Annotated in this window: 23 protein-coding genes; 12 read left to right on the plus strand and 11 right to left on the minus strand. The window is 63.2% G+C overall.

Annotation, left to right across the window (positions count from 1 at the left end; genetic code table 11):
• Positions 1-6 precede the first annotated feature (6 nt).
• From MTX21_RS37610 to MTX21_RS37630, 5 genes are all read left to right on the plus strand, one after another.
• Entirely contained in the window at positions 7-1,092 is a 1,086-nt protein-coding gene (locus tag MTX21_RS37610; RefSeq protein ID WP_280969482.1) for an ABC transporter ATP-binding protein, read from the plus strand.
• Positions 1,092-2,066: a sugar ABC transporter permease gene (locus tag MTX21_RS37615; RefSeq protein WP_280969483.1), complete on the plus strand. Its 975-nt coding sequence runs from the start codon at positions 1,092-1,094 to the stop codon at positions 2,064-2,066. Before MTX21_RS37610 ends, MTX21_RS37615 begins: the two co-directional genes overlap by 1 nt.
• The gene (locus tag MTX21_RS37620) at positions 2,066-2,872 is read left to right on the plus strand and encodes a carbohydrate ABC transporter permease (protein ID WP_027552952.1); all 807 of its coding nucleotides are present in this window, start codon (positions 2,066-2,068) and stop codon (positions 2,870-2,872) included. The genes MTX21_RS37615 and MTX21_RS37620 overlap by 1 nt, the downstream gene beginning before the upstream one ends.
• 11 nt (positions 2,873-2,883) lie before the next feature.
• On the plus strand, positions 2,884-3,213 hold the full coding sequence (locus tag MTX21_RS37625; protein WP_280969484.1) for a DUF2160 domain-containing protein: 330 nt from the start codon (positions 2,884-2,886) through the stop codon (positions 3,211-3,213).
• A 130-nt stretch (positions 3,214-3,343) separates the two neighbouring features.
• Complete coding sequence (locus MTX21_RS37630) at positions 3,344-5,086, plus strand: ABC transporter substrate-binding protein (protein WP_280970914.1); 1,743 nt, start codon at positions 3,344-3,346, stop codon at positions 5,084-5,086.
• A gap of 184 nt (positions 5,087-5,270) precedes the next feature.
• Here the strand turns inward: MTX21_RS37630 and MTX21_RS37635 are convergent, their stop codons facing one another.
• Positions 5,271-5,969: a TetR/AcrR family transcriptional regulator gene (locus MTX21_RS37635; RefSeq protein ID WP_280969485.1), complete on the minus strand. Its 699-nt coding sequence runs from the start codon at positions 5,967-5,969 to the stop codon at positions 5,271-5,273.
• 166 nt (positions 5,970-6,135) lie between these two features.
• Here MTX21_RS37635 and MTX21_RS37640 point away from each other — a divergent pair, with 166 nt between their 5' ends.
• Both MTX21_RS37640 and MTX21_RS37645 read left to right on the plus strand, forming a co-directional pair.
• Positions 6,136-7,338 carry an ABC transporter substrate-binding protein gene (locus tag MTX21_RS37640; RefSeq protein ID WP_280969486.1) on the plus strand — a complete coding sequence of 401 codons (1,203 nt, stop codon included), beginning with the start codon at positions 6,136-6,138 and terminating at the stop codon, positions 7,336-7,338.
• 9 nt (positions 7,339-7,347) lie between these two features.
• Complete coding sequence (locus tag MTX21_RS37645) at positions 7,348-8,391, plus strand: aromatic ring-hydroxylating dioxygenase subunit alpha (RefSeq protein WP_280969487.1); 1,044 nt, start codon at positions 7,348-7,350, stop codon at positions 8,389-8,391.
• A 178-nt stretch (positions 8,392-8,569) separates the two neighbouring features.
• On the opposite strand, the gene MTX21_RS37650 is transcribed toward MTX21_RS37645, so the two are convergent.
• The 4 genes from MTX21_RS37650 to MTX21_RS37665 form a co-directional block, all read right to left on the minus strand.
• Entirely contained in the window at positions 8,570-9,673 is a 1,104-nt protein-coding gene (locus tag MTX21_RS37650; protein WP_280969488.1) for an alkene reductase, read from the minus strand.
• A gap of 188 nt (positions 9,674-9,861) precedes the next feature.
• Positions 9,862-10,365: a DUF1993 domain-containing protein gene (locus tag MTX21_RS37655; protein WP_280969489.1), complete on the minus strand. Its 504-nt coding sequence runs from the start codon at positions 10,363-10,365 to the stop codon at positions 9,862-9,864.
• Positions 10,366-10,638: 273 nt separating this feature from the next.
• Positions 10,639-11,937, minus strand: coding sequence for a lytic murein transglycosylase (locus MTX21_RS37660; RefSeq protein ID WP_280969490.1), 1,299 nt, complete (start codon positions 11,935-11,937; stop codon positions 10,639-10,641).
• A gap of 169 nt (positions 11,938-12,106) precedes the next feature.
• Positions 12,107-13,084 (minus strand): ABC transporter substrate-binding protein, encoded by a 978-nt coding sequence (locus MTX21_RS37665; RefSeq protein ID WP_280969491.1) that lies wholly within the window; start codon positions 13,082-13,084, stop codon positions 12,107-12,109.
• Between the two features lie 389 nt (positions 13,085-13,473).
• On the opposite strand from MTX21_RS37665, the gene MTX21_RS37670 reads away from it, so the two are divergent.
• From MTX21_RS37670 to MTX21_RS37685, 4 genes are all read left to right on the plus strand, one after another.
• Complete coding sequence (locus MTX21_RS37670; RefSeq protein ID WP_280969492.1) at positions 13,474-14,325, plus strand: 3-hydroxybutyryl-CoA dehydrogenase; 852 nt, start codon at positions 13,474-13,476, stop codon at positions 14,323-14,325.
• A gap of 132 nt (positions 14,326-14,457) precedes the next feature.
• The gene (locus tag MTX21_RS37675; protein WP_280969493.1) at positions 14,458-14,922 is read left to right on the plus strand and encodes a group III truncated hemoglobin; all 465 of its coding nucleotides are present in this window, start codon (positions 14,458-14,460) and stop codon (positions 14,920-14,922) included.
• Positions 14,923-15,186: 264 nt separating this feature from the next.
• Positions 15,187-15,846, plus strand: a complete 660-nt coding sequence (locus tag MTX21_RS37680) for a Rieske 2Fe-2S domain-containing protein (RefSeq protein ID WP_280969494.1) — start codon at positions 15,187-15,189, stop codon at positions 15,844-15,846.
• Positions 15,847-15,965: 119 nt separating this feature from the next.
• Positions 15,966-17,693 (plus strand): methanol/ethanol family PQQ-dependent dehydrogenase, encoded by a 1,728-nt coding sequence (locus tag MTX21_RS37685; protein ID WP_280969495.1) that lies wholly within the window; start codon positions 15,966-15,968, stop codon positions 17,691-17,693.
• Positions 17,694-17,891: 198 nt separating this feature from the next.
• On the opposite strand, the gene MTX21_RS37690 is transcribed toward MTX21_RS37685, so the two are convergent.
• The 6 genes from MTX21_RS37690 to xoxF5 all read right to left on the minus strand — a co-directional run bounded on the left by MTX21_RS37690 (position 17,892) and on the right by xoxF5 (position 25,462).
• Positions 17,892-20,204 carry a molybdopterin cofactor-binding domain-containing protein gene (locus tag MTX21_RS37690; RefSeq protein WP_280969496.1) on the minus strand — a complete coding sequence of 771 codons (2,313 nt, stop codon included), beginning with the start codon at positions 20,202-20,204 and terminating at the stop codon, positions 17,892-17,894.
• Between the two features lie 2 nt (positions 20,205-20,206).
• Positions 20,207-20,659 (minus strand): (2Fe-2S)-binding protein, encoded by a 453-nt coding sequence (locus MTX21_RS37695; protein ID WP_280969497.1) that lies wholly within the window; start codon positions 20,657-20,659, stop codon positions 20,207-20,209.
• A 627-nt stretch (positions 20,660-21,286) separates the two neighbouring features.
• A complete protein-coding gene (gene gfa, locus MTX21_RS37700) occupies positions 21,287-21,850 on the minus strand; it encodes an S-(hydroxymethyl)glutathione synthase (protein WP_280969498.1) in 564 nt (187 codons plus the stop codon).
• 33 nt (positions 21,851-21,883) lie between these two features.
• Positions 21,884-22,993, minus strand: coding sequence for an S-(hydroxymethyl)glutathione dehydrogenase/class III alcohol dehydrogenase (locus tag MTX21_RS37705; RefSeq protein WP_280969499.1), 1,110 nt, complete (start codon positions 22,991-22,993; stop codon positions 21,884-21,886).
• A 63-nt stretch (positions 22,994-23,056) separates the two neighbouring features.
• The gene (locus MTX21_RS37710; RefSeq protein ID WP_280970915.1) at positions 23,057-23,545 is read right to left on the minus strand and encodes a c-type cytochrome, methanol metabolism-related; all 489 of its coding nucleotides are present in this window, start codon (positions 23,543-23,545) and stop codon (positions 23,057-23,059) included.
• A gap of 111 nt (positions 23,546-23,656) precedes the next feature.
• Positions 23,657-25,462 (minus strand): lanthanide-dependent methanol dehydrogenase XoxF5, encoded by a 1,806-nt coding sequence (gene xoxF5 / locus MTX21_RS37715; RefSeq protein WP_280969500.1) that lies wholly within the window; start codon positions 25,460-25,462, stop codon positions 23,657-23,659.
• A 516-nt stretch (positions 25,463-25,978) separates the two neighbouring features.
• On the opposite strand from xoxF5, the gene MTX21_RS37720 reads away from it, so the two are divergent.
• Positions 25,979-26,947 carry a helix-turn-helix domain-containing protein gene (locus tag MTX21_RS37720; protein ID WP_280969501.1) on the plus strand — a complete coding sequence of 323 codons (969 nt, stop codon included), beginning with the start codon at positions 25,979-25,981 and terminating at the stop codon, positions 26,945-26,947.
• The last annotated feature ends 32 nt before the right edge of the window (positions 26,948-26,979 follow it).

Below are 26,979 nucleotides of genomic sequence, written 5' to 3' on the forward strand. Positions count from 1 at the left end.
CGTTCGATGGCCCGCATTGACCTCGTCGATCTCGCCCACTCCTACGGCGGCAACGACGCAGCCCCGGAAAGCTTTGCGCTGAAGCCGGTCACCATGACCTGGCGGCAGGGCGGCGCCTATGCGCTGCTCGGGCCGTCCGGCTGCGGCAAGACCACGCTGCTCAACGTCATCTCCGGCATCATCACGCCCTCGCGCGGGAAAATCCTGTTCGACGGCAAGGACATCACACCGTTGTCGACCCAGAAGCGCAACATCGCCCAGGTGTTCCAGTTTCCGGTGATCTACGACACCATGACGGTGGGGCAGAACCTGGCGTTTCCGCTCAAGAACCGCGGTGTGCCGAAGGCCGAGATCGACAAGCGCGTCGCCGAGATCGGCCGCCTGCTCGATCTCGAACCCTATCTGAACCGCAAGGCGACGCGCCTCACCGCCGATGCCAAGCAGAAGATCTCGCTCGGCCGCGGTCTCGTCCGCTCCGACGTCGCCGCCGTGCTGTTCGACGAGCCGCTCACCGTCATCGATCCCGAGTTGAAATGGCAGCTTCGCTCGAAGCTGAAGGCGCTGCATCGCGAGCTCGACCTCACCATGATCTACGTCACCCACGACCAGACCGAGGCGCTGACCTTCGCCGACACCGTGGTCGTCATGCATGACGGCCGCGTGGTGCAGAGCGGCACGCCGGCCGAGCTGTTCGACAAGCCGGCCCATACGTTCGTCGGCTATTTCATCGGCTCGCCCGGCATGAATATCCTGCCGGCCGAGGTAAAGGGCCGCGAGGCGCGGATCGACGGTCATGTCATCGCGCTCAACCGCAGCTACGACAAGCTGCCGGCGGGCGCGAAGATCGAGATTGGCGTGCGCCCCGAATTCGTCGACGTCGTCGCGCCCGCGCCGGACCTGCTCTCGGCCAAGATCGAGCGCATCGACGATCTCGGCCGCATCCGCTTCGCCCGCGTCCGCGTCGGCGATGCCAAGCTAGCGGCGCGCGCGCCCGCTGGTTTCGCCAGCTCCGACGGCAGCTCCGGGCTGAAATTCGATCCGTCGCATGTCCACGTCTATGCCGACAGCCGTCTGGTGGAGGGAGCTGCCTGATGGACAAGACCGTCAATCAAAAAGCATGGTTCCTGGTGCTGCCGGTGTTCCTGGTGGTGGCCTTCTCGGCGGTGCTGCCGCTGATGACGGTGGTGAACTATTCGATGCAGGACACCTTCGGCAACAACCAGTTCTTCTGGAACGGGGTCGGCTGGTTCAAGGAATTGCTCGATCCCTCGACCGATCTCGGCGGCCGCTTCCTCGCCTCGCTCGGTCGCAACCTGTTCTTCTCGCTCGTCATCCTCGCGATCGAGGTGCCGCTCGGCATCGTCATCGCGCTCTCGATGCCGCGCCAGGGCTGGACCGTCGCGGCCTGTCTCGTGATCCTTGCGCTGCCGCTGCTGATTCCGTGGAACGTGGTCGGCACGATCTGGCAGATCTTCGGCCGGTCCGACATCGGCCTGCTCGGCTATACCCTCAATGCGATGGGCCTCGACTACAACTACGTGTCCAACGACATCGATGCCTGGGTCACCGTCATCGTGATGGACGTCTGGCACTGGACGAGCCTGGTTGCGCTGCTCTGCTATGCCGGCCTGAAATCGATCCCCGAGGCCTATTACCAGGCGGCGCAGATCGACGGCGCCTCGCGCTGGGCGGTGTTCAAGGCGATCCAGTTGCCGAAGATGAACCGCGTGCTGCTGATCGCGGTGCTGCTGCGTTTCATGGACAGCTTCATGATCTACACCGAGCCGTTCGTCGTCACCGGCGGCGGGCCGGGCAACTCCACCACCTTCATCTCGATCGAGCTGGTCAAGATCGCGCTCGGTCAGTTCGACCTCGGCAAGGCGGCCGCGCTGTCGCTGGTCTACAATTTGATCATCCTGATCGTCTGCTGGGTGTTCTACACCGTCATGACCAATGCAGGCGTCGAGCGGAAGGTGCAGGCGGAAGAGAAGCCGGCGGCGGAGCGCAAGCCCGCAGGCGCGCTCCAGCCCGCGACCGCGCTGAAGCCGAAGGAAGGAGTGGCCTGATGCACTCGATTCCCGGACGCCGCGTCATCATGGCGCTGTTTTTGATCTTCCTGTTGTTGCCGATCTATTGGCTCGTCAACATGAGCTTCAAGACCAACAGCGAGATCGTCTCGACGATGACGCTGTGGCCGCATACGCCGACGCTGCAGCACTATAGGCGCATCTTCACCGACGAGAGCTGGTATTCCGGCTACATCAACTCGCTCGAATACGTCGTCCTCAACACCATCATCTCGATCTCGGTGGCGCTGCCCGCGGCCTATGCTTTCTCGCGTTACCGCTTCCTCGGCGACAAGCATCTGTTCTTCTGGCTGCTGTCGAACCGCATGGCGCCGGCCGCGGTCTATGCGCTGCCGTTCTTCAACCTCTATTCGGCGATCGGACTCTTTGATACTCCTTGGGCCGTTGCGCTCGCGCACTGCATCTTCAACGTGCCGCTTGCGGTGTGGATCCTGGAGGGCTTCGTCTCCGGCGTGCCGCGCGAGATCGACGAGACCGCCTTCCTCGACGGCTATTCCTTCCCGCGCTTCTTCATCAAGATCCTGGTGCCGCTGATCGCGAGCGGCATCGGCGTCGCCGCCTTCTTCTGCTTCATGTTCTCCTGGGTCGAGCTGCTGCTCGCGCGCACGCTGACCTCCGTGCAGGCCAAGCCGATCGCCGCGATCATGACGCGCACGGTGTCGGCGGCGGGCATGGACTGGGGCTTGTTGGCCGCCGCCGGCGTGCTCACCATCATTCCGGGTGCGCTCGTGATCTGGTTCGTCCGCAACTACATCGCGCGCGGTTTTGCGCTCGGCAGAGTCTAGAGGAGGCGACGATGGAATCCATCGCATGGATGGCCTGGACGTTGCCGACGGCGATCTTTTTCGCCGCGCTCGCCTGCACGCTGGCGGTCATGACGTGGCTCGCCGCCGTCTATCCCGAAGCCGAGCGCGTCGGCGTGCTGCGCATCCCGACCACGCGCGGCGACCGCCTGTTCATCTCGCTGATCACGGCCGCCGTCATCCACCTGTTGTGGATCGGCCTCGTCGGCACCGACGCGATCGCGACGCTGCCGATCGGGGAGGACGGTTTCGAAGTGTCGAGCCTGTGGCTCGCAAGTGGAATTTCGCTCGCCACGGCCGTGCTCATTTTCCGCACGGTCTGAAGCTCGCGAAGGGACGGCCAGATCCGGGGATCAACCCGGGCCTGTATAAGGTTTGTCGCTGCAACGGAGGAACAACATGCGACAGTTTAGGAGAAGGAAAGGTCCATTGACCAAGAACAATTTTCTGACCATGTCCAGCGCCGCCGCCCTCATCGCGGTGTCGTTCGCCGTCTCGGCGCCGGTTCGCGCCGCCGACGACGCCGTGATCCAGAAGTGGATCGCCGAATTCCAGCCCTCGACGCTGTCGAAGGACGACCAGAAGAAGGAGCTGGAATGGTTCGCCAAGGCGGCCGAGCCGTTCAAGGGCATGGAGATCAACGTCGTCTCCGAGACGATCACGACTCACGAATACGAGTCGCAGACGCTTGCCAAGGCTTTCTCCGAGCTCACCGGCATCAAGCTCAAGCACGACATCATCCAGGAAGGTGACGTCGTCGAGAAGCTTCAAACCCAGATGCAGTCCGGCAAGAACGTCTATGACGGCTGGATCAACGACTCCGATCTGATCGGCACGCACTTCCGCTACAACCAGACCATTGCGCTGTCCGACTACATGACCGGCGAGGGCAAGGACGTCACCGATCCGATGCTCGACGTCAACGACTTCATCGGCAAGTCGTTCGGCACGGCACCGGACGGCAAGCTCTATCAGCTTCCCGACCAGCAGTTCGCGAACCTCTATTGGTTCCGCTACGACTGGTTCACCAACCCCGAGTACAAGGCCAAGTTCAAGGCCAAGTATGGCTACGAGCTCGGCGTGCCCGTGAACTGGTCGGCCTATGAGGACATCGCCGAGTTCTTCACCAACGACATCAAGGAGATCAACGGCGTCAAGGTCTACGGCCATATGGACTATGGCAAGAAGGACCCCTCGCTCGGTTGGCGTTTCACCGACGCCTGGCTCTCGATGGCCGGCAACGGCGACAAGGGCATTCCGAACGGTCTGCCGGTCGACGAGTGGGGCATCCGCATGGAAGGCTGCCGCCCGGTCGGCTCGAGCGTCGAGCGTGGTGGCGACACCAACGGTCCCGCCGCGGTCTACTCGATCACGAAGTATCTGGAGTGGATGAAGAAGTATGCCCCGCCGCAGGCGCAAGGCATGACCTTCTCCGAGTCCGGTCCGGTGCCGGCGCAGGGCAACATCGCCCAGCAGATCTTCTGGTACACCGCCTTCACCGCCGACATGGTGAAGCCCGGCATTGCCGTGATGAACGCGGACGGTACGCCGAAGTGGCGTATGGCCCCGTCGCCGCACGGTTCGTACTGGAAGGAAGGCATGAAGCTCGGCTACCAGGACGCCGGCTCTCTCACGCTGTTGAAGTCGACCCCGGCTGATCGCCGCAAGGCGGCCTGGCTGTATCTGCAGTTCATCGTCTCCAAGACGGTGTCGCTGAAGAAGAGCCATGTCGGTCTCACCTTCATCCGTGAATCCGACATCTGGGACAAGTCGTTCACCGAGCGTGCGCCGAAGCTCGGCGGCCTGATCGAGTTCTACCGCTCGCCCGCGCGCGTGCAGTGGACCCCGACCGGCAACAACGTGCCTGACTATCCGAAGCTTGCGCAGCTCTGGTGGCAGAACATCGGCGATGCGTCGTCCGGTACGAAGACACCGCAGCAGGCGATGGATGCACTCGCGGCCGCCCAGGACTCCGTGATGGAGCGTCTGGAGAAGTCGGGCGTGCAGGGCGCCTGCGGTCCGAAGCTGCACAAGAAGGAGTCGGCCGAGTACTGGTTCGCCAAGGCCCAGAAGGACGGCACCATCGCGCCGCAGCGCAAGCTCGCCAACGAGAAGCCGAAGGGCGAAACGGTCGACTACGACACGTTGATCAAGTCGTGGCCGGCGACCCCGCCCAAGCGTGCGGAAGCGAAGTAAGCGTCGACAAATGCGAAAGGCCGGGAGCGATCCCGGCCTTTTTCCTTTTTGCGCGAGTGCACCCTGCAACCAGATCGTCATTGCGAGCGCAGCGAAGCAATCCAGACTGTCACCGCGGAAAGACGCCTGGATTGCTTCGCTGCGCTCGCAATGACGAGATTGGCGCATGCGCTCCGCGTGGCCCTCACTCCTTCCGCTTCACCAAATCCTCGATCATCGCCTGCACATGCGTAAGCCACGCCTTCCGCATCGCCTGATCCGCAAGGTCGATCTGCGTATAGCTCGACAGCGTGTAGAGGTTGGCGCGATAGAAATAGGTGAGCGAGAGGATCGACAGATAAAGGTGGAAGCGATCGCAGTCCGGCCTGAATTCGCGGCGCTCGATGCCGCTCTGGAGCACGCGCTCCAGCATGCTCAGTTGCGTATTGGCGAAGCTGCGGCGGATGTTGTTCCTGACGTGACGACCCTTGAACAGATTTTCCGAGGCGAGAATGCTCAATAGCTCCGGGTGAGCCCAGTAATAGTTCCAGTTGAAGGCAACCAGTGCGGCGAGCGCCTGGCGCGGCCTGGAAAAATCGAGATCGAGCGCCTCTTCCGACGCAACCAGATCGGCATAACAGTGCTCGATGACCTGGTGGAAGAGCTTCTCCTTGCTCTTGAAATAATAATAGAGCATCCGGTCATTGCTCTTGGCGGCCTTGCTGATGCGATCGACCCGCGCGCCGCCATAGCCTTCACGAGCGAACTCGACGACCGCTGCGCGCAGAATGGCCTCGCGGGTCTGGTCGGGCGCCCGTATCCGTCGGGCCGTTGGGGCCCGTTTCCGCTTGGCCCTTCGCGGGGCGGCGAGTGTGCGAACCGGCAGCTCTGTATCGTTGGCCATCGCGTATCCCTGGAATCACAACCCGCAGGATGGAGCTTGCCGCTTTTTTGGCAAGCCCGCCGGTTTTTCGTCATTGACAACCCGGTCCACCTGATATTCGCTATGTAGTAAGTACTATGTAGTAAGTACTACATATAATAGCTAATCCCAATGACGGGAGGCTCATATGCGCGTTCCGGCCGTGCTGACGTTCGTTGGAATTACCCTCGCTGTGGCCTGCCGCGCGGCGCAAGCGGCCGAGCCGCCGCCGATCAGGATTGGCGAGATCTCCAGCTATTCGGCCCTCCCGGTCGGCACCCACGGCTATCGCCAGGGCTGGGAACTCGCGCGTGACGAGATCAACGGGAAGGGCGGAGTGCTCGGCCGCAAGCTCGAGATCATCGCCCGCGACGACGCCGGCAAGCCGGACGTGGCCATCACCGCTGCTGGTCAGCTTGTCGACGGCGAGCAGGTTGATCTCCTGACCGGCACGATCCTCTCCCATATCGGCCTGGCCGTCGCCGACTTCGCCCGACAGAAGCGGATCTTCTTCCTCGCGTCCCAACCGCTGACTGATGCCCTCATCTGGGAGAAGGGCAATCGATATACTTTCAGGCTGCGGCCGAGCACGTACACCCAGGCTGCCATCCTGGCACAGGAGGCGGCGAAATTTCCCGCGCGGCGCTGGGCGACGATCGCGCCCAACTATGAGTTCGGCCAGGCCGCGGTGGCGAGCTTCAAGCGCGAGCTGAAGCGATTGAAACCCGACGTCGAATTCGTCTCCGAACAGTGGCCGCCGCTCGGTAAGATCGACGCGGGTGCGATCGTGCAGGCGATGATGGCGGAGAGTCCGGATGCCATCTTCAACGCGACATTCGGGGCCGACCTTGCCAAGCTCGTGCGCGAGGGTTCAACGCGGAATGCGTTTACGAACCGCGCCGTTGTCAGCATTCTCTCCGGCGAGCCAGAATACCTCGCGCCGCTCAAGGACGAGGCACCGCCCGGCTGGCTGGTTACCGGGTATCCCTGGAGCGAGATCAAGACGTCGGCCCATGACGCATTCCTGAAAGCCTATGTCGCGCGATACAAGGAGCCGCCGAATATCGGCGCACTGATCGGCTACACCAACACGCTGGTGCTGGCGAGAGCGATCGAGGCGGCTGGCTCGACCAGGACCGACGACCTGATCAAGTCGATGGAGAATCTGAGGGTCGACGCGCCGGTAGGCCCGATCGCCTTCCGTGCGATCGATCACCAGTCAACCATGGGCGTCTATATCGGCAAGCTCGCAGTGCGGGACGGCCAGGGGGTGATGACCGACTGGCGTTATGTCGATGGGGCGGACTACCAGCCCGCCGACGCCGAGGTGTTGGCCAAACTGAAGAACTAGAGGTGCCTCATGAACCTGCTTGCTCCGCGCAATACCTGGTATCCGCTCACCTGGTCACGCAACGTCACGCGCGCGCTCTCGCGCCACCGCATTCTCGGCATGGACCTCGTCGTTTACCGCTGCGAGGGAGGCGAGGTGATCGCACTCGACGATGCCTGCCCGCACCGGCTCGCGCCGCTGTCGATGGGCAAGCTCAGGGGTGATGCAATCGAATGCGGCTATCATGGCATGACGTTTGGCCCCGATGGGCGTTGCGTCCGGATTCCGGGCCAAGCGGTGATTCCGCCGAGCGCTCGGGTGCCGTCGTATCCGCTCCGGGAAAAAATGGGCCTGATCTGGATCTGGCCGGGCGATCCGGCCCTGGCCGATCCATCGCTGATCCACGACCTGCCGCAGTTCGGTGAGGCCGGCTGGCATGCCGCCGAGGGCGATGCGCTGCGGATCGAGACCAACTACCTCAACCTCGCCGATAACCTCTGCGATCCCGCGCATGTCAGCTTCGTGCACCTGTCGACGCTGGGCAATTCCGCGAGCGAAGAGATTCCGGTGGAGCACACCTTTGGTGATCGTGGCGTGTTGGTATGGCGCTGGATCCGGAATGCGCCGCCAATTCCGCTGTTTGCGAAGTACGGCAATTTCGGCGGCCATGTCGACCGCTGGCACTATTACGACTACGTCGCCCCCTGCATCGCGGTGATCGACTTCGGCAGCGCCGATGCCGGTGCGATCGTCGACCCGGCAGACCGCGGCAGTGGGCTGCGCATCTTCGCCTGCCACTTCATCACGCCGGTTGACCACAATGTCTGCATCGACCACTGGCTCCATGTCCGCAATTTCGCGCTTGGCGATGCCGATGTCGATCAGCGCCTGCACGCCGATTTTCGCGTCGCCTTCAATGAGGACAAGGAGATTCTGGAGCGCATCGAGGAGGTCGCTCAGGTTCGTCCCAACGCCAAAACCATCCGCCTCGCCATCGACGCAGCACCGCAGCGCATGCGCCGCATCGTGGAGCGTATGGTGGCGAGCGAAGCAGAGGCGCGGGCGTCGGCGTAAGCGAAAGGCCGGGAGCGATCCCGCCCTTTTTCTCTTCGCCTCTCCCGCTTGCGGGGAGACGAAGATCGCATCGCGATCCGGGTGAGGGGGACTCTCCTCGAGTCCAACTGCTTCCGACCTCGTTGAGACTCCCCCTCACCCCAACCCTCTCCCCGCAAGCGGGGAGAGAGAGAAGTAGCTACTGCGCTGCCTCGGCCGCTTCCAGCGTCGGATAGTCCGTGTATCCCTTGGCGCTGCCGCCGTAGAACGTGTTCTTGTCCCATTCATTGAGCGCAGCACCCTTCTTCAACCGCTCGACCAGGTCGGGGTTGGAGATGAACGGCTTGCCGAAGGCGATCAGGTCGGCATTGCCGGCATCCAGCACCTTGGTCGCGAGATCGAAATCGTAGCCGTTGTTGGCGATATAGGCGCCGGAAAAGCGCTTGCGCAGGCTCGCATAGTCGAACGGCGCGAAATCGCGCGGGCCGCCGGTGGCCCCTTCGACGACGTGGAGGTAGACCAGCTTGAGCGCGCTGAGGCCGTCAACGATGTGGTCGAACAGGGCTTGCGGATTGGAGTCGGAGATGTCGTTGGCCGGCGTAACCGGCGAGATGCGGATGCCGGTGCGCTCGGCGCCGGCCTCCGTGGCGACCGCCTTCGAGACCTCCAGCATCAGCCGTGCGCGGTTCTCGATGGAGCCGCCATAGGCGTCGGTGCGCTTGTTGGTGCCGTCCTTGGCGAACTGGTCGAGCAGATAGCCGTTGGCGCCGTGGATTTCGACGCCGTCGAAGCCGGCTTCCAGCGCATTGCGTGTCGCGCGCTTGAAGTCGTCGATGATCCCTGGGATTTCGGAGAGCTCGAGAGCGCGTGGCTCGGAGACGTCGGCGAAGGTGCCGTTGACGAAGGTCTTGCCCTTGGCACGGAGCGCGCTCGGCGCGACCGGAGCTGCGCCATTCGCCTGGAGCGCGGTGTGGGAGATGCGGCCGACATGCCAAATCTGGATGAAGATGCGTCCGCCGTGCTCGTGTACGCGGTCAGTGACCTTGCGCCAGCCGGCGACCTGGTCTTTCGAATAGATGCCGGGGGTGTCCTGGTAGCCCTGGCCCTGCTGCGAGATCTGGCTTGCTTCGGTGACCAGGAGGCCTGCGGAGGCGCGCTGGCCATAGTAGTCGGCGGCAAGCGGGCTCGGGACGAAGCTGCCGGGCGCAGCGCGATTGCGCGTCAGCGGCGCCATCACCAGCCGGTTGGGCAGCGTGATCGGGCCGAGCTTGTAGGTCTCAAACAATTTGGTCGGACGGCTCATCGGGGAATGTTTCCAGGCGGTGAAAGGTCAGGAACACTTGTGCATCGCGGCGATTGGCACAAGGGAGGAGCCATACGGAAAGTGCAGGCGAGCTGCGCGTTACAACCCGCGTAGCATAAATCATGCGCAATTTGGGCCGCGGCAGCCGTTTCGATCTCTCCGCCGCGGCCCGGTGATATGGCCGGATTTCAGTTCACGCCGAGGAAATCGCGCTTGCCGATCTCGACGCCGTTGTGGCGCAGGATGCCGTGCGCGGTCGTGGCGTGGAAATAGAAATTCGGCAGCGAGAACGAGCTGAGGAACTGCTGACCCTTCATGGTGATGGATTTGTCTGGGCCGGCCGGGAAGGTGACGTCCTTGGCGTCGGCGCCCTCGAACTGCTCGGGCTTGAACGACTTCACGTAGTCGATGGTCTTCGCCAGTCGCTGCTTCAATTCCGCAAATGTCGTCTCGGTATCCGGCGTCGACGGCACTTCGCTGTGCGTCAGCCGCGCGCAGCCCTTGGTCGCGAAATCGCTGACGAGCTGGATCTGCTTCGACAGCGGCAGCATGTCGGGAAACAGCCGCGATCCCAACAGCACGCTGGGCTCGATCTTTTTGGCCGCGCAATGCGCTTCCGCCTTGGTGAGCAGGCCGGTGAGGCTGTTCAGCATTTGCAAGTATGCGGGGACGACGGCGTCGTAGAAGGACATGTGATGCTCGCTTCAATGATGGGAGATCTCAGGCGAAACCTGAGCCCCTGACATGGGAGGATCACGGGAAAATGCAATTGCCGGAGTGGCCAGCGCGAGACAAAAATTCTACCGCGTCCGTCGACTAGCAACGATATCATTGGCGTCGCTCTCTCCACTCGTCATCGCCCGGCTTACCGGGCGATCCAGTACGCCGCGGCAGTCGTTATGAATCTCGACGCCTCTGGAATACTGGATGCCCCGCCTTCGCGGGGCATGACACTGAGTAGAGTCTTACCGCACAGTCGCCTGTGGCTGCGCCTGCGCGGTGCCGCCGCGCATGCGCGCGAGCAGCTCCGCGGTCGGCCAGGAATCGGCGGGCAGGCCGTATTTGATCTGCATCGCCTTCACGGCCGAGCGGCTCTGCTGGCCCAGCACGCCGTCGACCTTGCCGACATTATAGCCGGCGCGCACCAGGAGCTGTTGCAGCTCCTTCAGCTCGCTGAACGGCAGTTGCGTGACCGGTTGGGCCGGCCTGCGCATCGGGGCCGCGCCCGCAATACGCGAGGCGAGATAGCCCGCGGTGGTCGAGTAGATCAGCGAGTTGTTCCATTCGGTGTAGGCCGCGAAATTCGGATAAGCCATGAAGGCCGGTCCGTTGCGCCCCATCGGCAGCAGCACCGAGGCCGCGAGGTTATCGTTCGGGAGCGGCCGGCCGTCCGGATAGGTGACGCCGAGCTGCGCCCATTTCGAGCGCGGCTGCTGCACGCTGAGATCGGTCTGCTCCCACGGCAGGTTTTGCGGCACCTTGATCTCTTCCAGCCAGGGCTCGCCACGCCGCCATTTGAGGCCGTTGGCGATGTAGTTCGCGGTCGAGCCGATCACGTCGGGCCCGCTGCGCAGGAGATCGCGCCGTCCGTCGCCATCAAAATCGACGGCATAGTTGACGTAATGCGTTGGCAGGAACTGGGTCTGGCCGAGCTCGCCCGCCCAGGAGCCGATCATCTCGTCGGGATGAAGATCGCCGCGGTCGATGACCTTCAGCGCGGCGATGGTCTCGTTCACGAACATCTCCGAGCGCCGGCAGTCATAGGCGAGCGACACCAGCGATCTCAGCGTCGGCAGATTGCCCATGTTGGCACCGAAATCGCTCTCCAGTCCCCAGAACGCTGCGATCACCGCCGGCGGCACGCCATACTCTTTCTCGGCGCGCGCGAACGCCGCGGCGTATTGCTTGATGTGCTGCTGGCCGTTCTGCATGCGATAGGTCGCGGCCATGCGGCCGGCAAATTCGGTGAAGAGCTGGCCGAACACGCGCTGGCCGCGGTCCCGGTTGACGATGCCCTGGTCGTAGACGAGGTAGGACGAGGCCTCGGCGATCGTCCGCTGCGACACGCCGGCGGCCACTGCTTGGCTCTTCACCTCAGCGAGGAAGCGATCGAAGCTCGCCCCATTGTGGCACGACGCCGCGCGCGGCGAGGGTGCGGCTACCCTTGGGGCCGCAGTCCTGCCGGGCGGCGGAAGCAGTTGGGCGGACGCGGTCGAGCATGCGAGGAGCGCGACGGCCGCGATCAGAAATCGGGTCTGGAGCATGAGGTTTCCGGCGGGGAGGGAACGCGGGGATTCTTGAAAACGCGGGGATTCTTGAAGAAGTGTAATGGAATGATCGTGCTCAAACCATCCCTTCGTCATTCCGGGCGCCCCGAAGGGTGAGCCCCAATTGACGAGGCGGAGCAATGCGCTGACCTGAGGGGCGTAGCCCTCATTCGATCACCTTGTCGGCGCGAGCGAGCACGCTGTCGGGAATGGTCATACCAAGCGCCGCAGCCGTCTTGAGGTTCACCGCAAGCTCGAATATCACCGGCTGCTCGACGGGATACTCAGCGGGATTGGCGCCCTTGAAAATCCGGTCGACGTACTGCGCCACCTTGATGTAGATGGCCTCGATTTTGGGATGATAGCTCGCCAGTCCGCCCAGCGACATGAACGGGCCCGATTGGTAGACCGCCGGTATTCTCGATTTCGCGGCCAACGTCGCGATGGCCGGTCTCGTCGCATCGCCAAGCACGAATATGGCGTCGCAGTTCTCCCGCTTCATCGTCTCGAATGCCGGCTCGAGATCGCTTGGCGTAAGAGCTGGCACGCGAACTGCCACAAGTCCCAAGGCCTTCATGGCGGTTTCGGCCAGCTCGTACTGCTGCGGATGAGTTGGATTGCCGGACGTCAGCACGGCAATGCGTTTCGCCGAGGGGAGGATCGTATGGAGAAGCTCGACGCCCTTGCCGACCGCGTCACCGATCATGTTGGCCATGCCCGTGATGTTTCCGCCGGGCCGGGCAAAGCTCTTGACGAAGCCCGAGCCAATCGGATCGGTCGCCGGGGCCATGATGATGGGGATTGTCGATGTTGCGCGCTGAGCGGCAGCGATGGCTGGCGTCGTAACGGCAACGATAGCGTCCGGACGGAGAGCGATCAGTTCGGTCAGGAGCGACGGCAACCGTTCAAGCCTCCCCTCGGCGCTGCGGTCGTCGATGACCAGGTTCTTGCCCTCGGTGTAACCCAACGTCTTCATCTCTCCGCGAAAGACGTCGAACACCGCGTGGTCGGCAGGATCTGCGAGAGAGCCGGGATAGAGATAGGCGATGCGCCATACCTTCCGGCTTGTTTGTTGCGCTCTGGCGAGCCAGGGCCATGCAAGCGCGCTGTTGCCGATCATCCATATGAAATTGCGCCGCAACATTGATCGAGCTCAAAATCGATTGGTGAAACGAAATGCAAGCGATCTTGAGCGGAAGGCAAGAGTTTTGCAACGCTTACGACGGGCGAGAATGCTCTCGAAGATCACCGGTCGTCAGGCAGGTCTATCGACCGGTCGGCCTGCACAGCTCTTCTGCCCGGTCTCCCCGCATCCTCGGCATTCCTCGGGGCAGCATGGACTCGGGCCAAGCGGGCCGGAGAACGCCAGATAAGGCCTACCCAACGGAAAAGCCGGCTTTATTCCGGCCATGGATGCTTTAAGGAAGGGTCAGGATCAGGTCGCGCCCGCCCGGTGGCGGTGCTAGACCCTGATGCAGGAAAGATGGGGCCACGCCGGTTGGCACGCCCGCAGGATGAGAAGGATTTGAAGCAATGATCCAAACCGTTGGCATCATCGGGGCAGGGACCATGGGGAACGGCATCGCCCAGGTCTGCGCGGCGGCCGGGCTCGACGTGGTGATGGTCGACATCTCCGACGCCGCCGTTAGCCGCGGCATCGCAACCGTGGGCGGCAGCCTCGACCGTTTGGTCAAGAAGGAGAAGCTGTCGCAGGCCGACCGCGAGGCGACGCTCAAGCGCATCACGGGAACGACCGACCGGGCGAAGCTTGCCAATTGCGACCTGGTGATCGAGGCCGCGACTGAGAACGAGGAGCTCAAGGTCAAGATCCTGAAGGACCTCTGCGCGACGCTGTCGCCGCGGACGCTGATCGCGACCAACACCTCCTCGATCTCGATCACCAAGCTCGCCGCGGCGACCGATCGTCCCGACCGCTTCATCGGCATGCACTTCTTCAACCCGGTTCCGGTGATGGCGCTCCTGGAGCTCATCCGCGGCCTCCAGACTTCGGACGACACCCATGCGAAGGCCGTCGATTTCGCCAAACGCGTCGGCAAGGTGGCGATCACGGCCAAGAATAGCCCGGGCTTCGCGGTCAACCGCATCCTGTGTCCGATGATCAACGAGGCGATCTTCGCGCTTCAGGAGGGGATCGCGACGGCCGAAGAGATCGACGCCGGCATGAAGCTCGGCTGCAACCATCCGATCGGGCCGCTGGCGCTCGCCGATCTCGTCGGGCTCGACACCATGCTCTCGGTGATGGAGGTCTTTTACAAGGGCTTCAACGACCCTAAATACCGTCCGGCGCCGCTGCTCAAGGAGATGGTCGATGCCGGCCATCTCGGCCGTAAGACCGGGCAGGGTTTTTACACCTACAGCGCCTGACATTGGCGCGGGCGGCGGGCGTTCAGCTCCGCCGCCTCTCCCGCAATTTGCGCTGCGACAAAGACGGAGCGACACGATCAGCCCGACAATGTCACAAGGCGCTTGCGGAACCAACGAACGGATAGCAAGGGAATGTCGGATCGACTGAAGGCCGAGCGGGAAGCTGCGGCGGAGCGGCGGAGCCTCTTGGTTCAAAATGCCATCGAGCGCACCGGGATCACCGAAGAGATGATCGGGGAGCTCGTCACCCGCTTCTACGGGCGCGTGCGTGAGGACGCCTTGCTGGGCCCGGTGTTCGCGATCGTCAAGGATTGGGACGAGCACCTCGCCAAGCTGAAGAATTTCTGGTCGTCGGTGGTGCTGATGACCGGCCGCTATTCCGGCCAGCCGATGCGGGCGCATCTGCCGCTGAGCCTGATCGGCGATCATTTCGATCGTTGGCTCGACCTGTTCGAACAGACCGCCCGCGAGGTCTGTCCGCCCGCGGCCGCTGCGCTGTTCATCGAGAAGGCACGACGCATCGCCGACAGTTTTGAGATGGCATCGGCAACCGTGGCGGGCCGCATCGCCGCGCCGCGCCACGTGCTGAGATCCTGAGCACGACGCACCGGCCTGCCGAACGTGCAGTTGGTTGTCGTCGCTTTGCATCGCGTCACACATGGCGCATTGCACCAATTCCAACATCATCGGTCTGACCCGCGAAATCATCATGACCGATCGCGCGATATGACGTTGCATTCGAGAAAATGCGCGTAAACGCGTTCACTCGTGTTCAATCAACGCGAGCAAAGCCATATTGATGCACTGCGGCGCCAATTCTCCGCCTTGTTTTTGGCAGAGTTCCAGCGCCTGCTAGCGTGCATGTCGAGCTCATCATTCTATCTCATCCCAACATCATCGTGCTCCAACATCGCGACGAAACCTGATGCCGACGCGGGCACGGAGCAAACGCGGCGAACGCTCCTCATCGGTGCGCTCGCCACCACTGCATGCCTTGGTTGTTCCGCGCCGTCGCATGCGGGAGAGGACGTACCGGGCGCAGACGAACGGCCGCAGAAGGGCGACCTCCTCGTGTTTTCCGAAGGCGATCAGGAAGGAAAGGTCATCACCTCAGCCGATCTGCCGCGCGGAGGGCCGCCGGTGCACGCCTGGCCGAAGGATCCCAAGACATCGGTGGTGCGCAGCGGCTCGCGGCTCAACGAGATCCTGATCATCCGGCTCGACCCCGCCGAGCTTGACGACCAGGTCAAGGCGCGCGCCGTGGACGGCATCATCGCCTATTCGGCGATCTGCACGCATGCCGGCTGTCCCGTCACCGCCTGGGTCAAGAGCGATGTCGGCGACAAGGAGGTGTTCAAGTGCATGTGCCACAACTCCGAATACGATCCCCGCGCGGGTGCGCAGGTCGTGTTCGGGCCGGCGCCGCGGCGGCTCGCTGCGCTGCCGCTGGCGCTCGCTGACGGCTCGCTCAGCGTCGCGGGCAATTTCATCGGAAAGGTAGGTGGCCAGCAGGCAGGATGATGGATCGCGGGTCGCGCCCGCGTCACGACAGGCCGCATCCGCATTTCGTGCGGGTGACGAGAAGAACGACAAGAATTCACAACAAGAATTCAACGGATGAAATCAAGGGGAAACGTCCTATGACCAGGAAGCAATGGTTACTGTCCGGCTTCGTCGCCTTCACCTGCCTCGTCCCGATCGCCGCCGGCGCCGGCCCGATCGAGAATTACAGTCCGGTCACTGCGCAGCGCCTGGAGAATCCGGAAGCCGCCAACTGGATGCTCTACCGGCGGACCTATGACGGACAGGGCTATAGCCCGCTCGACCAGATCAACACCTCGAACGTCAAGAATCTCACGCCGGTCTGGACCTTCGCCACCGGCGTCATCGAAGGTCACGAGGCGCCGCCAATCGTCAACAATGGCGTGATGTTCGTGGCAACCCCGATGGGGCAGGTGATCGCGCTGAACGCCAAGACCGGCGACGAATACTGGCGCTACAAGCGGCAGCTTCCGGACGATCTGTTCCAGCTACATCCGACCAGCCGCGGCGTTGGGCTGTGGGAGGACAAGCTCTATCTCGCCACCACCGACGATCACGTCGTCGCGCTCGACGCCAAGACCGGCAAAGTGGTGTGGGACACCAAGGTGCAGGACTACAAGAAGGGTCAGTACATGACCCTGATGCCGCTGATCGTCGACGGCAAGGTCATCGTCGGCGGCTCCGGCGGCGAGTTCGGCGTGCGTGGCTACGTCGCGGCCTATGACGCCAAGGACGGCAAGGAGCTGTGGCGCACCTTCACCATCCCCGGCCAAGGCGAGCCTGGTCACGACACCTGGCAAGGCGATGACTGGAAGAACGGCGGCGGCTCGGCCTGGATGACCGGCAATTACGACAAGGACACCAAGACGATCTACTGGGGCGTCGGCAACGCCGCGCCGTGGCCCGGCGAGATGCATCCCGGCGACAATCTCTACACCTCGTCGGTGCTCGCGCTCGACCCCAACACCGGCAAGATCAAGACCTATCACCAGTATCACCAGAACGACTCCTGGGACTGGGACGAGGTCGATGCGCCGATGCTGGTCGACCTGCAGCGCGATGGGCGCAACATCAAGAGTCTGATCCATCCGGGCCGCGATGCGATCTTCTGGGTGCTCGAGCGCACGCCGACCAAGATCAACTACGTCGCCGGCTGGCCGTTCGTTTCCACCGACGTCTGGAAGGGTATCGAGCCCGAGAGCGGAAAGCCGATCGTCGATCCCGCGCACAAGCCGGTTATCGGCAAGCGGGTCGAGTTCTGTCCGTCGCTCTGGGGCGGCAAGGACTGGCCGTCGGCGGCCTACAGCCAGAAGACCGGACTCGTCTACGTGCCCGCCAACGAGAATTTCTGCGGCGGCTTCACCGGCGAGAAGATTGCGCTGAAACCCGGCGAGCTCTGGCTCGGCACCAAGCCGGAAGACATCGGCCTGAAGGCCAAGCCCGGTGCGGATCACTTCGGCGAGCTTCAGGCTTGGGATCCCGCCACAGGCAAGAAGGTGTGGCAGCATAAGTTCCCGAAGTCGCAGTTGTTCGGTTCGGTAACGGCGACCGCCGGAGATCTCGTTTTCGCCGGCGGCACCAACGACCGCAACTTCCGCGCCTTCAACGCCAAGACCGGCGAGCTGCTCTGGGAGCAGAAGACCAACTCCGGCATCATGGGTATGCCGGTGTCCTATGAGGTCGATGGCACGCAGTACATCGCGATCCAGTCCGGCTGGGGCGTCGATGCGCAGCGCATCCAGGATGCCCTGGCGACCAACAATATCGGCATCGAATCCAACGTGCCGCAGGGCGGTGTGATCTGGGTCTTTGCACTGAAGAAGTAGCTCCGCGGCGGATCGAAGGAAGCGGAGCGCGCAGGGGGCGAGCGAATGCGGCGGACGGCAACGTCCGCCGCATTCTGCTATCCGGGACCCGGCTCCGCCAAGGCTTCGCCGGGCTTTCAGTGCTAGGCCGGCGAAGCTTCAGCGAAGACGGCAAGCCTCGTGACGACGTGCGAACGCCCACGCGCAAAAGTGCGAGGGTTACGCCTCCAATTGCTTGCCGAGCGGCAGGTTGCGGATGCGCTTGCCCGTCGCGGCGAAGATGGCGTTCATCAGCGCAGGAGCGAACGGCGGCACGCCGGGCTCGCCAACGCCGCTCGGCGGCGTGTCGGGTCCGGGCGGCACGATGTAGACGTTGGTCACCAGCGGAGACTCATCCATCCTGAGGACCTGGAAGTCGTCGAAGTTTTTCTGCTCGACCTTGCCGTCCTTGAAGGTGATCTCGCCATATTTGGCGAGGCTGAGACCCATGATCGCCGCGCCCTCGATCTGCGATTGGATACGCTCGGGATTGACGTAGGTGCCGCAATCGATGGCGGTGTCGACCCGCGGCACCGTCAGCTTGCCCTTATCGTCGACGGCCACCTCGACGATGGTCGCGATGTAACTGACGAAGCTGCGGTGCACGGCGATGCCGAGGCCGTGGCCCTTCGGCACCTGGCGTCCCCATTCGCCCTTCTCGGCGACCAGCTCGACCACCTTGCGTAGGCGTGCGGTGTCGATCGGGTAGCTGTCATAGGGCTCGCCGTAGTTCCAGAGGTCCTTCACCTCCGGCTTGACGATCCGCGGGCTGCCGATCAGCGCGAGCAGCGTCTCCTTCTGGTCGCGGCCGGTCGCATGCGCGATCTCGCCGACCATCGACTGCACCGCGAAGGCGCGCGGGATGTTCGAGACCGAGCGGAACCAGCCGATGCGGGTATGCGCGGCCGCTTCCGGATTCTCGCACGAGACGTTGGCGATCTCGAAGGGCATGTCGACGAGGCCCATGCCGAGCTCGAACGGTGCCTGGTGGACGGTGCCGGCGGCGAAGGTCGAGGCGATGCTGGGGGCCACGCTGCGGTGGCGCCACGCGATCACCTTGCCGCTCTTGTCCAGTCCAGCCTCGATCCGCTCGACCGAGACGGTGTGCAGGAAGTCGTGACGGACGTCGTCCTCACGCGTCCATTGCACCTTCACCGGCGTGCCGAGCTCCTTCGACAGCAGCGCGGCCTCGAGCGCGAAATCGCATTTCGACTTGCGACCGAAGCCGCCGCCGAGCAGCGTGACGTTGACGGTGACGTTCTGCTCGGGGATGCCGAGCGTCTTGGCGACGTCCTCGCGGGTGCCGCCGGGGCTCTGCACCGGCGCCCAGATCTCGGCCTTGTCGCCCTTAACGTCGGCGACCGCGACCGGCGGCTCCATGCTGACATGGGCGAGATGGGGCAGGTAGTATTCGCCGATGATGACCTTGTCCGCGCTCTTCAGCGCGGCATCCGCGTCGCCTTCCTTGCGCACGACGAGGCCCGGCTTGCGCGAGGCGTCCTCGAGCTCCTTGCGGTAGGCGGCCGAGTCGTACTTGGCATTCGCGCCGTCGTCCCAGGTCAGCTTCAACGCGTCGCGGCCCTTGATCGCCGCGCCGGTGTTGCGGGCGATCACCGCGACGCCGCCGAGCGGCTGGAATTTCGTCGGCCACGGCCATCCGCGGACCTGCATCACCTTCTCGACGCCGGGGACCTTCAAGGCCGCGTCGGGATCGAACGAGACCAGCTTGCCGCCGGTCACCGGCGGGCGCGCGATCACGGCATACTTCATGCCGGGTAGTCGCACGTCGGCACCGTAGCGCGCCTTTCCCGTGGTGATGTCGCGAAGATCGACGATGCCGATCTGGCCCTTGGTCAGATAGCGGAAGTCCTTGGGGTCCTTCAGCTTGAGGTCTTCGGTGCTCGGCACCGATTCCTTGGCGGCGTCGGCCGCGAGTTCGCCGAAGCCGAGCTTGCGCCCGCTGGCGCTGTGGATCACCTCGTGATTGACCGCCTTGACCTCCGTGGCGGGCACGCCCCAGCGCTTGGCCGCAGCCCGCTCCAGCATGGCGCGGGCGGAGGCGCCGATCTGGCGCATCGGCATCAGATAGTGCCGCGTGCTGCGCGAGCCGTCGGTGTCCTGGTTGCCGAACTTGACCTCATCGCCATGGGCCTGCTCGACCTTGACCTTCGACCAGTCGGCCTCCATCTCCTCGGCCACGATCAGCGGCAGGCTGGTGCGCACGCCGGTGCCCATCTCCGCGCGGTGAGCAAGAATGGTAACGATGCCGTCGGGCGCGACCGCGACGAAGACGCGCGGATCGACTACGACGCCGTGCGGCATCTTTCCCGCGCCGGTCTCATAGGCGAAGGCCTGACGTGACATCACGGGTGCGGCAAGCACGAAGCTGCCGGTGACTCCGAGGCCCTTCAGGATGCTGCGGCGTGAGATCTTCTCGACCTTGATGTGCTTTTCGAAGCCACGAAGCTTCCGGGGATTGTCGATGAAATTCATGGTCACACCCCCGTCGATGCGAGATGCACCGCGTTTTCGATACGCTGGTAGCAGCCGCAGCGGCAGATGTTGCCGGACATCGCCTCGCGGATCTGCTCATGCGACGGTTTTGGATTGTCCATCAAGAGCGCGGCGGCCTGCATGATCTGGCCGGCCTGGCAGAAGCCGCATTGGGGAACGTTGACCTGGCGCCAGGCCTTCTGGACGGGATGATCGCCGGTCGGATGCAGCCCCTCGATCGTCGTGACCTCGCGCCCGGCGACGTCGTTGATCGAGGTGATGCAGGAGCGCACGGCCTCCTTGTCGACAATGACAGTGCAGGCGCCGCACAAAGCCTGGCCGCAGCCGAACTTGGTGCCGGTCAGGCCGGCCTCGTCGCGCAGGAACCACAGTAGCGGGAGATCCGGGTCGCCGTCCCAGCTCTGTTCCTGGCCGTTGATCTTCACCTTGATCATGATCGTCCCTCGCTCTTCATAAGCATGTCGATTTTGGATTGCGCCGACGTCGGTCGACGCCGGCTCGGTGCGTTGTCTCGCCCGCATCCGACCTGTTGTCCTCGCGCGGGCAGGTCCTGGGAGGAGGTCGCTATGCGACTGGCGATGTCTGGATGTGCTCGAAATCTCCCGTTTTCGTTCTTATTTGATTGAATTTCGCGCGGCATCGTGACGCCGCGACTCATATCAGAGATCGGGCCGGACCGGCATTCACAGCCGGGTGTGCTTGACGTGAACAGATTGTATCCGCGATTTGGCAAAAGCAGGGCGGGAGCGCTGCGCGTTGCGTGTCGCGCGGCCTTTGCAGCGGCAGGTTGCAGCAAAAAAAGCTTCGTCCGCCAGAGGGGCTGTGCGGACGAAGCAGGATGCCTCAGTCGAGGGAGGGAGAAACGCAACGCACGCACGGACTTCAAGCGGGAAGTTGGCGGCGCTGCGCAGTCATTCAGAGACCAGGACTGAGGGGAGCCAATGGCCCTCGCCAGTGCAAATGGGCGGAGCCACGCCGCCGCAATCTCGGAGCCTCGCCGTCCGGCGCGCTGGTGGTGGTCGGGACCAGCGGCCGGGCGGCGTGGCCAACGTCTGATGGCCTCAGGCGGCCTTAGCTTTCGCCACGTGAGTTGCGATCGCGTCCATCAAAGGCGGCGACAGACAGTCATAGGGCTCGAGCCCGATTTCCTTCAGGCGCGAACGAATGCCCGCCATCTGCTCCGGCTTCACGCCCGATTCGATCACCGAGGAGACGAAGGCGGCGAATTGCGGCGCCTGCGAGCCCTGCTCCTGGAACAGTTCGGGATGGATGAAGTCGAGGCCGTAGAACGGATGGTTCTTGTTCTCGATGCGGCCGTACATGTGCGTGCCGCAGGCCTTGCAGGCGTAGCGCTGGATCACCGCGGAAGGGTCGACAATCTGGAGCTTGTCGCCGTTCTCGAGCACGGTGACGTTCTGGCGCGGCACCACGGCGACGACCGAGAACGTCGCACCTTGCGGCTTCCAGCACTTGGTGCAGCCGCAGGCGTGGTTGTGGGCGACGTCGCCCTTGATGCCGACCTTGACCGGGTGATCCGTGCATTTGCAGACCAGCGTGCCGCCGGCGAAGCTGCCGCTGCCCTGTTTGATGCCGTTGTCGATCGAGGGGTGGAGTGCAACTGTCATGGGACGATCCTCCTTGTGGGTGATGCTTCTGGTTCAGTAGACGACGACGGAACGGATCGATTTGCCCTCGTGCATCAGGTCGAAGCCCTTGTTGATGTCTTCGAGCTTCAGCACGTGGGTGATCATCGGGTCGATCTGGATCTTTCCGTTCATGTACCAGTCGACGATCTTCGGTACGTCGGTTCGGCCGCGGGCGCCGCCGAAGGCGGTGCCGCGCCAGTTGCGCCCGGTGACGAGTTGGAACGGACGCGTGGCGATCTCCTTGCCGGCCTCGGCGACGCCGATGATGATCGAGGTGCCCCAACCGCGATGGCAGGCTTCCAGCGCCTGGCGCATCACCGTGGTGTTGCCGGTGCAGTCGAAGGTGTAGTCGGCGCCGCCGTCGGTCAGGCCGACGAGATGCTGGACGATGTCGCCGGTGACCTTCTTCGGGTTGACGAAGTGGGTCATGCCGAACCTCTTGCCCCACTCCTCCTTGGAGTCGTTGATGTCGACGCCGATGATCTTGTCTGCGCCGGCCATCTTGGCGCCCTGGATGACGTTGAGCCCGATGCCGCCGAGGCCGAACACGACGACGTTGGAGCCCGGCTCGACCTTGGCCGTGTTGACGACGGCGCCGACACCGGTGGTGACGCCGCAACCGATGTAGCAGCTCTTGTCGAAGGGGGCGTCCTCGCGGATCTTCGCCACCGCGATCTCCGGCAGCACCGTGAAGTTCGAGAACGTCGAGCAGCCCATGTAGTGGTAAATCGGCTTGCCCTTGTAGGAGAAGCGGCTGGTGCCATCAGGCATCACGCCCTTGCCCTGGGTGGCGCGGATCGCGGTGCAAAGATTGGTCTTCTGGCTGAGGCAGCTTTTGCATTGCCGGCATTCCGGCGTGTAGAGCGGGATGACGTGATCGCCCGGTTTAACCGAGGTCACGCCAGCGCCGATCTCGCGGATGATGCCGGCGCCTTCATGGCCCAGGATCGAGGGGAAGATTCCCTCGCTGTCGAAGCCGTCGAGCGTGTAGGCGTCGGTGTGGCAGATACCAGTTGCCTTGATCTCGACCAGGACTTCGCCGGCCTTCGGACCTTCCAGATCGACCTCGACGATCTCGAGTGGTTTCTTCGCTTCGAAAGCGACGGCGGCACGTGTCTTCATCGTAAACTCCTCAAATCCTCATGGAGACGCCAAGACTTCACGTCTCGGGCGGACTCCAAACGTTTATTTCTTGCCCATGCACGAGTCTTCGGCCTTGGTATAGGCGTCAGTCTTGTCCTCATGCTTGCCGGGCCGCGCACGGCCCCAGGCTTCGTTGGAACGCGCGCGCAGATAGACGTAGAGATCGTCCATGTAACAGGCGACGTTCGGATTATCGCCGAAGGCCGGCATCACGTTCTCCTGCGCGGTCGAGATGTTCTTGCGGCCGGAGGCGACGACGCCGAGGAAGTCGGCATAGCTCATCGTCTTCAGCGAATCTTTCAGCGCCGGGGCGTAGGTCGAGCCCATTCCGTCCGGGCCATGACAGACATGGCAGTCCGAGTGATAGCGGCGGTATCCGGAATAGGTGTACCAGTCGACGGATCCCTCGGTGACCTTGTAGGTCGGGTTTCCCTCCTTATCGAGCCACTCACCATTTTCGTTTTGTTTGACGGCGGCCGGATCGCCCGAGCCGTCCGCGACAGCAATTCCTCCAGACGCGACGAAGATCATCGCAGCAATGGCACAGCAGATTTTTCGCAAGTGATTTTTCCTCGAGCGCGTTCGGTGGAGACGAGCCGGCGCGTGGAGTTGATCCACGCGCCGGACGATACAGGGTTGAGGCTAGTTCGGCAGCGAGAACACGGTCAGCGTGCCGCCGAGAGCCGTGTAGTTCGAGAGTGCCGCATAGCCGCCGACCGCGCCGAGACCGGCCGTCGGATCGGTCAGACCTGCCGCCAGACCGATACCGGCCCAGCCGCCCACGCCGGAGAGCACGGCAACGTACTGCTTGCCGCCATGCTCATAGGTCTGGACGTTGCCGATGATGCCGGAAGGAGTCTTGAACTTGTAGAGCTCCTTGCCGGTCTTGGCGTCGACCGCCTTCAGGTAGCCTTCCAGTGTGCCGTAGAACACCACGCCGCCGGCAGTTGCGAGCGCACCCGACCAGACCGAGAACTGCTCCTTGTTCGACCACACGATCTTGCCGGTCTTGCCGTCCCAGGCGATGAAGTTACCCATGTTGGTCTCGCCCTGCGGCGGATACATCGACAGCGTCGCACCCACATAGGGCTGGCCCGCGGTGTAGCTCACCTTGAACGGTTCGTAGTCCATGCAGACGTGGTTGGTCGGCACGTAGAACAACTGCGTTTCCGGCGAGTAGGCCGCCGGCTGCTCGTCCTTGGTGCCGAGCGCGGCCGGGCAGATGCCCTTCACGTTGTGGTCTTCGCCCGCCTTGTCGGTCGAAGCTGCATCAAGCACCTTCGGACGGCCATAGGTCGGCGAGTTCTTGTCCATGTCGACGCCGGAGGTCCAGTTCACCTTCGGATCGTACTTTTCGGCGACCAGCAGCTCGCCGCTCTCGCGATCAAGGGTGTAGCCGATGCCGTTGCGATCGAAGTGCGTCAGCAGCTTGCGCGGCTGCCCGTTGATGCTCTGATCGGTGAGGATCATCTCGTTGACGCCGTCATAGTCCCATTCGTCGTGGGGCGTCATCTGATAGACCCACTTGGCCATGCCAGTATCGGCGTCGCGCGCGAAGATGGTCATCGACCACTTGTTGTCGCCGGGACGCTGCTTCGGATTCCAGGTCGAGGGATTGCCCGACCCGTAATAGACGAGGTTCAGAGCGGGATCGTAGGACATCCAGCCCCAGGTGCAGCCGCCGCCGATCTTCCACTGATCGCCCTGCCAGGTCTTCAGCGAGGAATCAGCTCCGATCGGCTTGCCGAGCGCGGTCGTCTTGGCGGGATCGACCTTGATCTGATCGTCCGGGCCTTCGGAGAAGGCGCGCCAGACTTGCTTGCCCGACTTTAGGTCGTAGGCGGTGACGTGACACTGCACGCCGAACTCGCCGCCGGAGATGCCGACCAGCACCTTGTCCTTCACCACCAGCGCCGCCGACGTGCCGGTCTGGCCCTTGCTCGGATCGCCGTTCGTGGCCGTCCAAGCGACTTGGCCGGTCTTGGCGTCGAGCGCGACGAGGTTGGTGTCGGCCTGATGCAGGATGATCTTGCCGTCACCATAGGACAGGCCGCGGTTGACCGTATCGCAGCACATCACCGGGATGACGTTCGGGTCCTGCTTCGGCTCGTACTTCCAGATGATCTTGTTCTCGTTGGAAAGGTCAAGAGCATAGACCTTGTTCGGGAACGGGGTGTGAACGTACATCACGTTGCCGATGATCAGTGGGCCACCTTCGTGGCCGCGCAGCACGCCAGTCGAGAAAGTCCAGGCGACCTGGAGCTTGCCGACATTTTGTGCGTTGATCTGGTTCAGTTTGGAGTACCGGGTATTGGCGTAATCGCCTGCCGGCATTACCCAGTCTTTCGGGTTCTGCGACATCTTGATCAGCTCGTCATTGGCTGAAGCGCTGCCGACAGCGAGAGCCGCCGCGGAGCCAAGATAGGTCGCCAGTAGCACCTTGCGCATAGTCATTTCCTCCTAGGTCTCGTTTATCGTTTTCGTAGCATTGCTTAACCACTGGGCTTTGACGTCCAGCGTCTGCTCGTGCAGGGCGGTCACGGTTGGGACCAGAAACGATGCTGTAGTGTTTCCTCCTCCTGGTATGAGCCACGGGTCCGCGTTTCGCTTGCGGCCCGTTTCTTGTTGTTCCTGCCGCAATTCCTAACCACTTCGTCATCGGGAAACTTGCCCAAGAGAGAAGCCGCTTTGCTCGACAGCGCACGGACGCGAAGTTTTTGATTTTGCAGTAGCGAATTCAGCGGCTTCTGCTATGTCCGACCGCAGGTTTTCTGCGCTCAGGTTCCCCTTGACGGCGCTGCAACTAAGGCGGAGGATTATTCTTAAGGGTGGCAGTGGGGCAGGGCGCTTGCCCCAAAAGACGACCCAAATTTGAGGTAAACGTCGCGCAATCACGGCTGAGGGCTCCGGCGGATGCCGGTCGCGATTCGCGCCGTATCTCCCGGTGAAACCAGTGGCTGGATCATGTCCGACACAATCCACACGCTCTCGACGACCGGACTGACGCCGAAGAAGCAGATCCAGAGTTGGATCGATGGGCTGACCAGCCTGTGCGGCTACTTCGACGTCGATCCGCTGGAGGCGTCCTCGCTTGAGGGCCGCATCGACTACACCACGGTCTCGCGCCTGAAGCTCTGCCAGATCGAGGTGAGCCAGCATCGCATCGCGCACACCTTCGCGCGCGCCAAAGCCAACGAACATCCCTACATCAAGATTCATTTTCAGACATACGGCGTGTCCTATTTCGAGCAGGAGGGCCGCCACATCGAGCTCAACCCGGGCGACATCATCGCCTATGACGTTTCTTGCCCGCACTCGATCATCAGCCCCGCCTTTACGCGGCACGACGTGGTGATCGTGCCGAAGGCGCTGCTCCGCGATCGCGGCTTCCCGTCACAGCGGATGCCGGCCTGTAAGCTGTCGGCGCGCACGGGTACGGGTCGAATCGCCCATGATTTTGTTCACGCGACCTTCGACGAGGCGGCGAAGCTGTCGGCGAACAGCGCGGTCGGCGTCGCCGATTCGTTGATCGATCTTCTGCTGCTGCCGCTCCGCGAGGCCGACACGCTGTTCGATCGGGTCGGGCCCGAGGCGATGTATGTGCGCGCGCAGTTCTTTATTCGCGAGCATCTGCGCGATCCGGATCTGTGCATCGACCAGATCTCGGCGGAGCTCGGCTGCTCCAAACGCTATCTGCACATGCTGTTCTCTGAGCGCGGCACGACGGTGAGCGACTATATTTGGCAGGCGCGGCTTCAGAACTGCCGGCAGGAGCTCGAGGCCCACGGCGGCAAGACCATCACCGACGTCGCCTTCTCCTGGGGCTTCTCCAGCTCATCGCATTTCAGCCGGGTGTTCCGGAAGTATTTCGGCGTGGTGCCGTCGTCGATCCACAAGGCGCAGCAGAACGCCGTTTCCTCGGAAGAGCATTAGGCCCGCGCGGCGCCGTTCGACCGCTCAGTGCG

Origin of the sequence: Bradyrhizobium sp. ISRA430, from assembly GCF_029909975.1 — a bacterium.
In the GTDB taxonomy this organism is placed as follows: domain Bacteria; phylum Pseudomonadota; class Alphaproteobacteria; order Rhizobiales; family Xanthobacteraceae; genus Bradyrhizobium.

Coding starts and splice junctions, on each gene's coding strand:
- MTX21_RS37655 (WP_280969489.1), bottom strand. CDS start 10,365: ATGTCCTTCTACGACGCCGTCGTCCCCGCATACTTGCAAATGCTGAAC.
- MTX21_RS37610 (WP_280969482.1), top strand. CDS start 7: ATGGCCCGCATTGACCTCGTCGATCTCGCCCACTCCTACGGCGGCAAC.
- MTX21_RS37695 (WP_280969497.1), bottom strand. CDS start 20,659: ATGATCAAGGTGAAGATCAACGGCCAGGAACAGAGCTGGGACGGCGAC.
- MTX21_RS37650 (WP_280969488.1), bottom strand. CDS start 9,673: ATGAGCCGTCCGACCAAATTGTTTGAGACCTACAAGCTCGGCCCGATC.
- MTX21_RS37685 (WP_280969495.1), top strand. CDS start 15,966: ATGACCAGGAAGCAATGGTTACTGTCCGGCTTCGTCGCCTTCACCTGC.
- MTX21_RS37705 (WP_280969499.1), bottom strand. CDS start 22,993: ATGAAGACACGTGCCGCCGTCGCTTTCGAAGCGAAGAAACCACTCGAG.
- MTX21_RS37680 (WP_280969494.1), top strand. CDS start 15,187: ATGTCGAGCTCATCATTCTATCTCATCCCAACATCATCGTGCTCCAAC.
- MTX21_RS37625 (WP_280969484.1), top strand. CDS start 2,884: ATGGAATCCATCGCATGGATGGCCTGGACGTTGCCGACGGCGATCTTT.
- MTX21_RS37615 (WP_280969483.1), top strand. CDS start 1,092: ATGGACAAGACCGTCAATCAAAAAGCATGGTTCCTGGTGCTGCCGGTG.
- MTX21_RS37640 (WP_280969486.1), top strand. CDS start 6,136: ATGCGCGTTCCGGCCGTGCTGACGTTCGTTGGAATTACCCTCGCTGTG.
- xoxF5 (WP_280969500.1), bottom strand. CDS start 25,462: ATGCGCAAGGTGCTACTGGCGACCTATCTTGGCTCCGCGGCGGCTCTC.
- MTX21_RS37670 (WP_280969492.1), top strand. CDS start 13,474: ATGATCCAAACCGTTGGCATCATCGGGGCAGGGACCATGGGGAACGGC.
- MTX21_RS37635 (WP_280969485.1), bottom strand. CDS start 5,969: ATGGCCAACGATACAGAGCTGCCGGTTCGCACACTCGCCGCCCCGCGA.
- MTX21_RS37665 (WP_280969491.1), bottom strand. CDS start 13,084: ATGTTGCGGCGCAATTTCATATGGATGATCGGCAACAGCGCGCTTGCA.
- gfa (WP_280969498.1), bottom strand. CDS start 21,850: ATGACAGTTGCACTCCACCCCTCGATCGACAACGGCATCAAACAGGGC.
- MTX21_RS37630 (WP_280970914.1), top strand. CDS start 3,344: ATGTCCAGCGCCGCCGCCCTCATCGCGGTGTCGTTCGCCGTCTCGGCG.
- MTX21_RS37645 (WP_280969487.1), top strand. CDS start 7,348: ATGAACCTGCTTGCTCCGCGCAATACCTGGTATCCGCTCACCTGGTCA.
- MTX21_RS37675 (WP_280969493.1), top strand. CDS start 14,458: ATGTCGGATCGACTGAAGGCCGAGCGGGAAGCTGCGGCGGAGCGGCGG.
- MTX21_RS37660 (WP_280969490.1), bottom strand. CDS start 11,937: ATGCTCCAGACCCGATTTCTGATCGCGGCCGTCGCGCTCCTCGCATGC.
- MTX21_RS37690 (WP_280969496.1), bottom strand. CDS start 20,204: ATGAATTTCATCGACAATCCCCGGAAGCTTCGTGGCTTCGAAAAGCAC.
- MTX21_RS37620 (WP_027552952.1), top strand. CDS start 2,066: ATGCACTCGATTCCCGGACGCCGCGTCATCATGGCGCTGTTTTTGATC.
- MTX21_RS37720 (WP_280969501.1), top strand. CDS start 25,979: ATGTCCGACACAATCCACACGCTCTCGACGACCGGACTGACGCCGAAG.
- MTX21_RS37710 (WP_280970915.1), bottom strand. CDS start 23,545: ATGATCTTCGTCGCGTCTGGAGGAATTGCTGTCGCGGACGGCTCGGGC.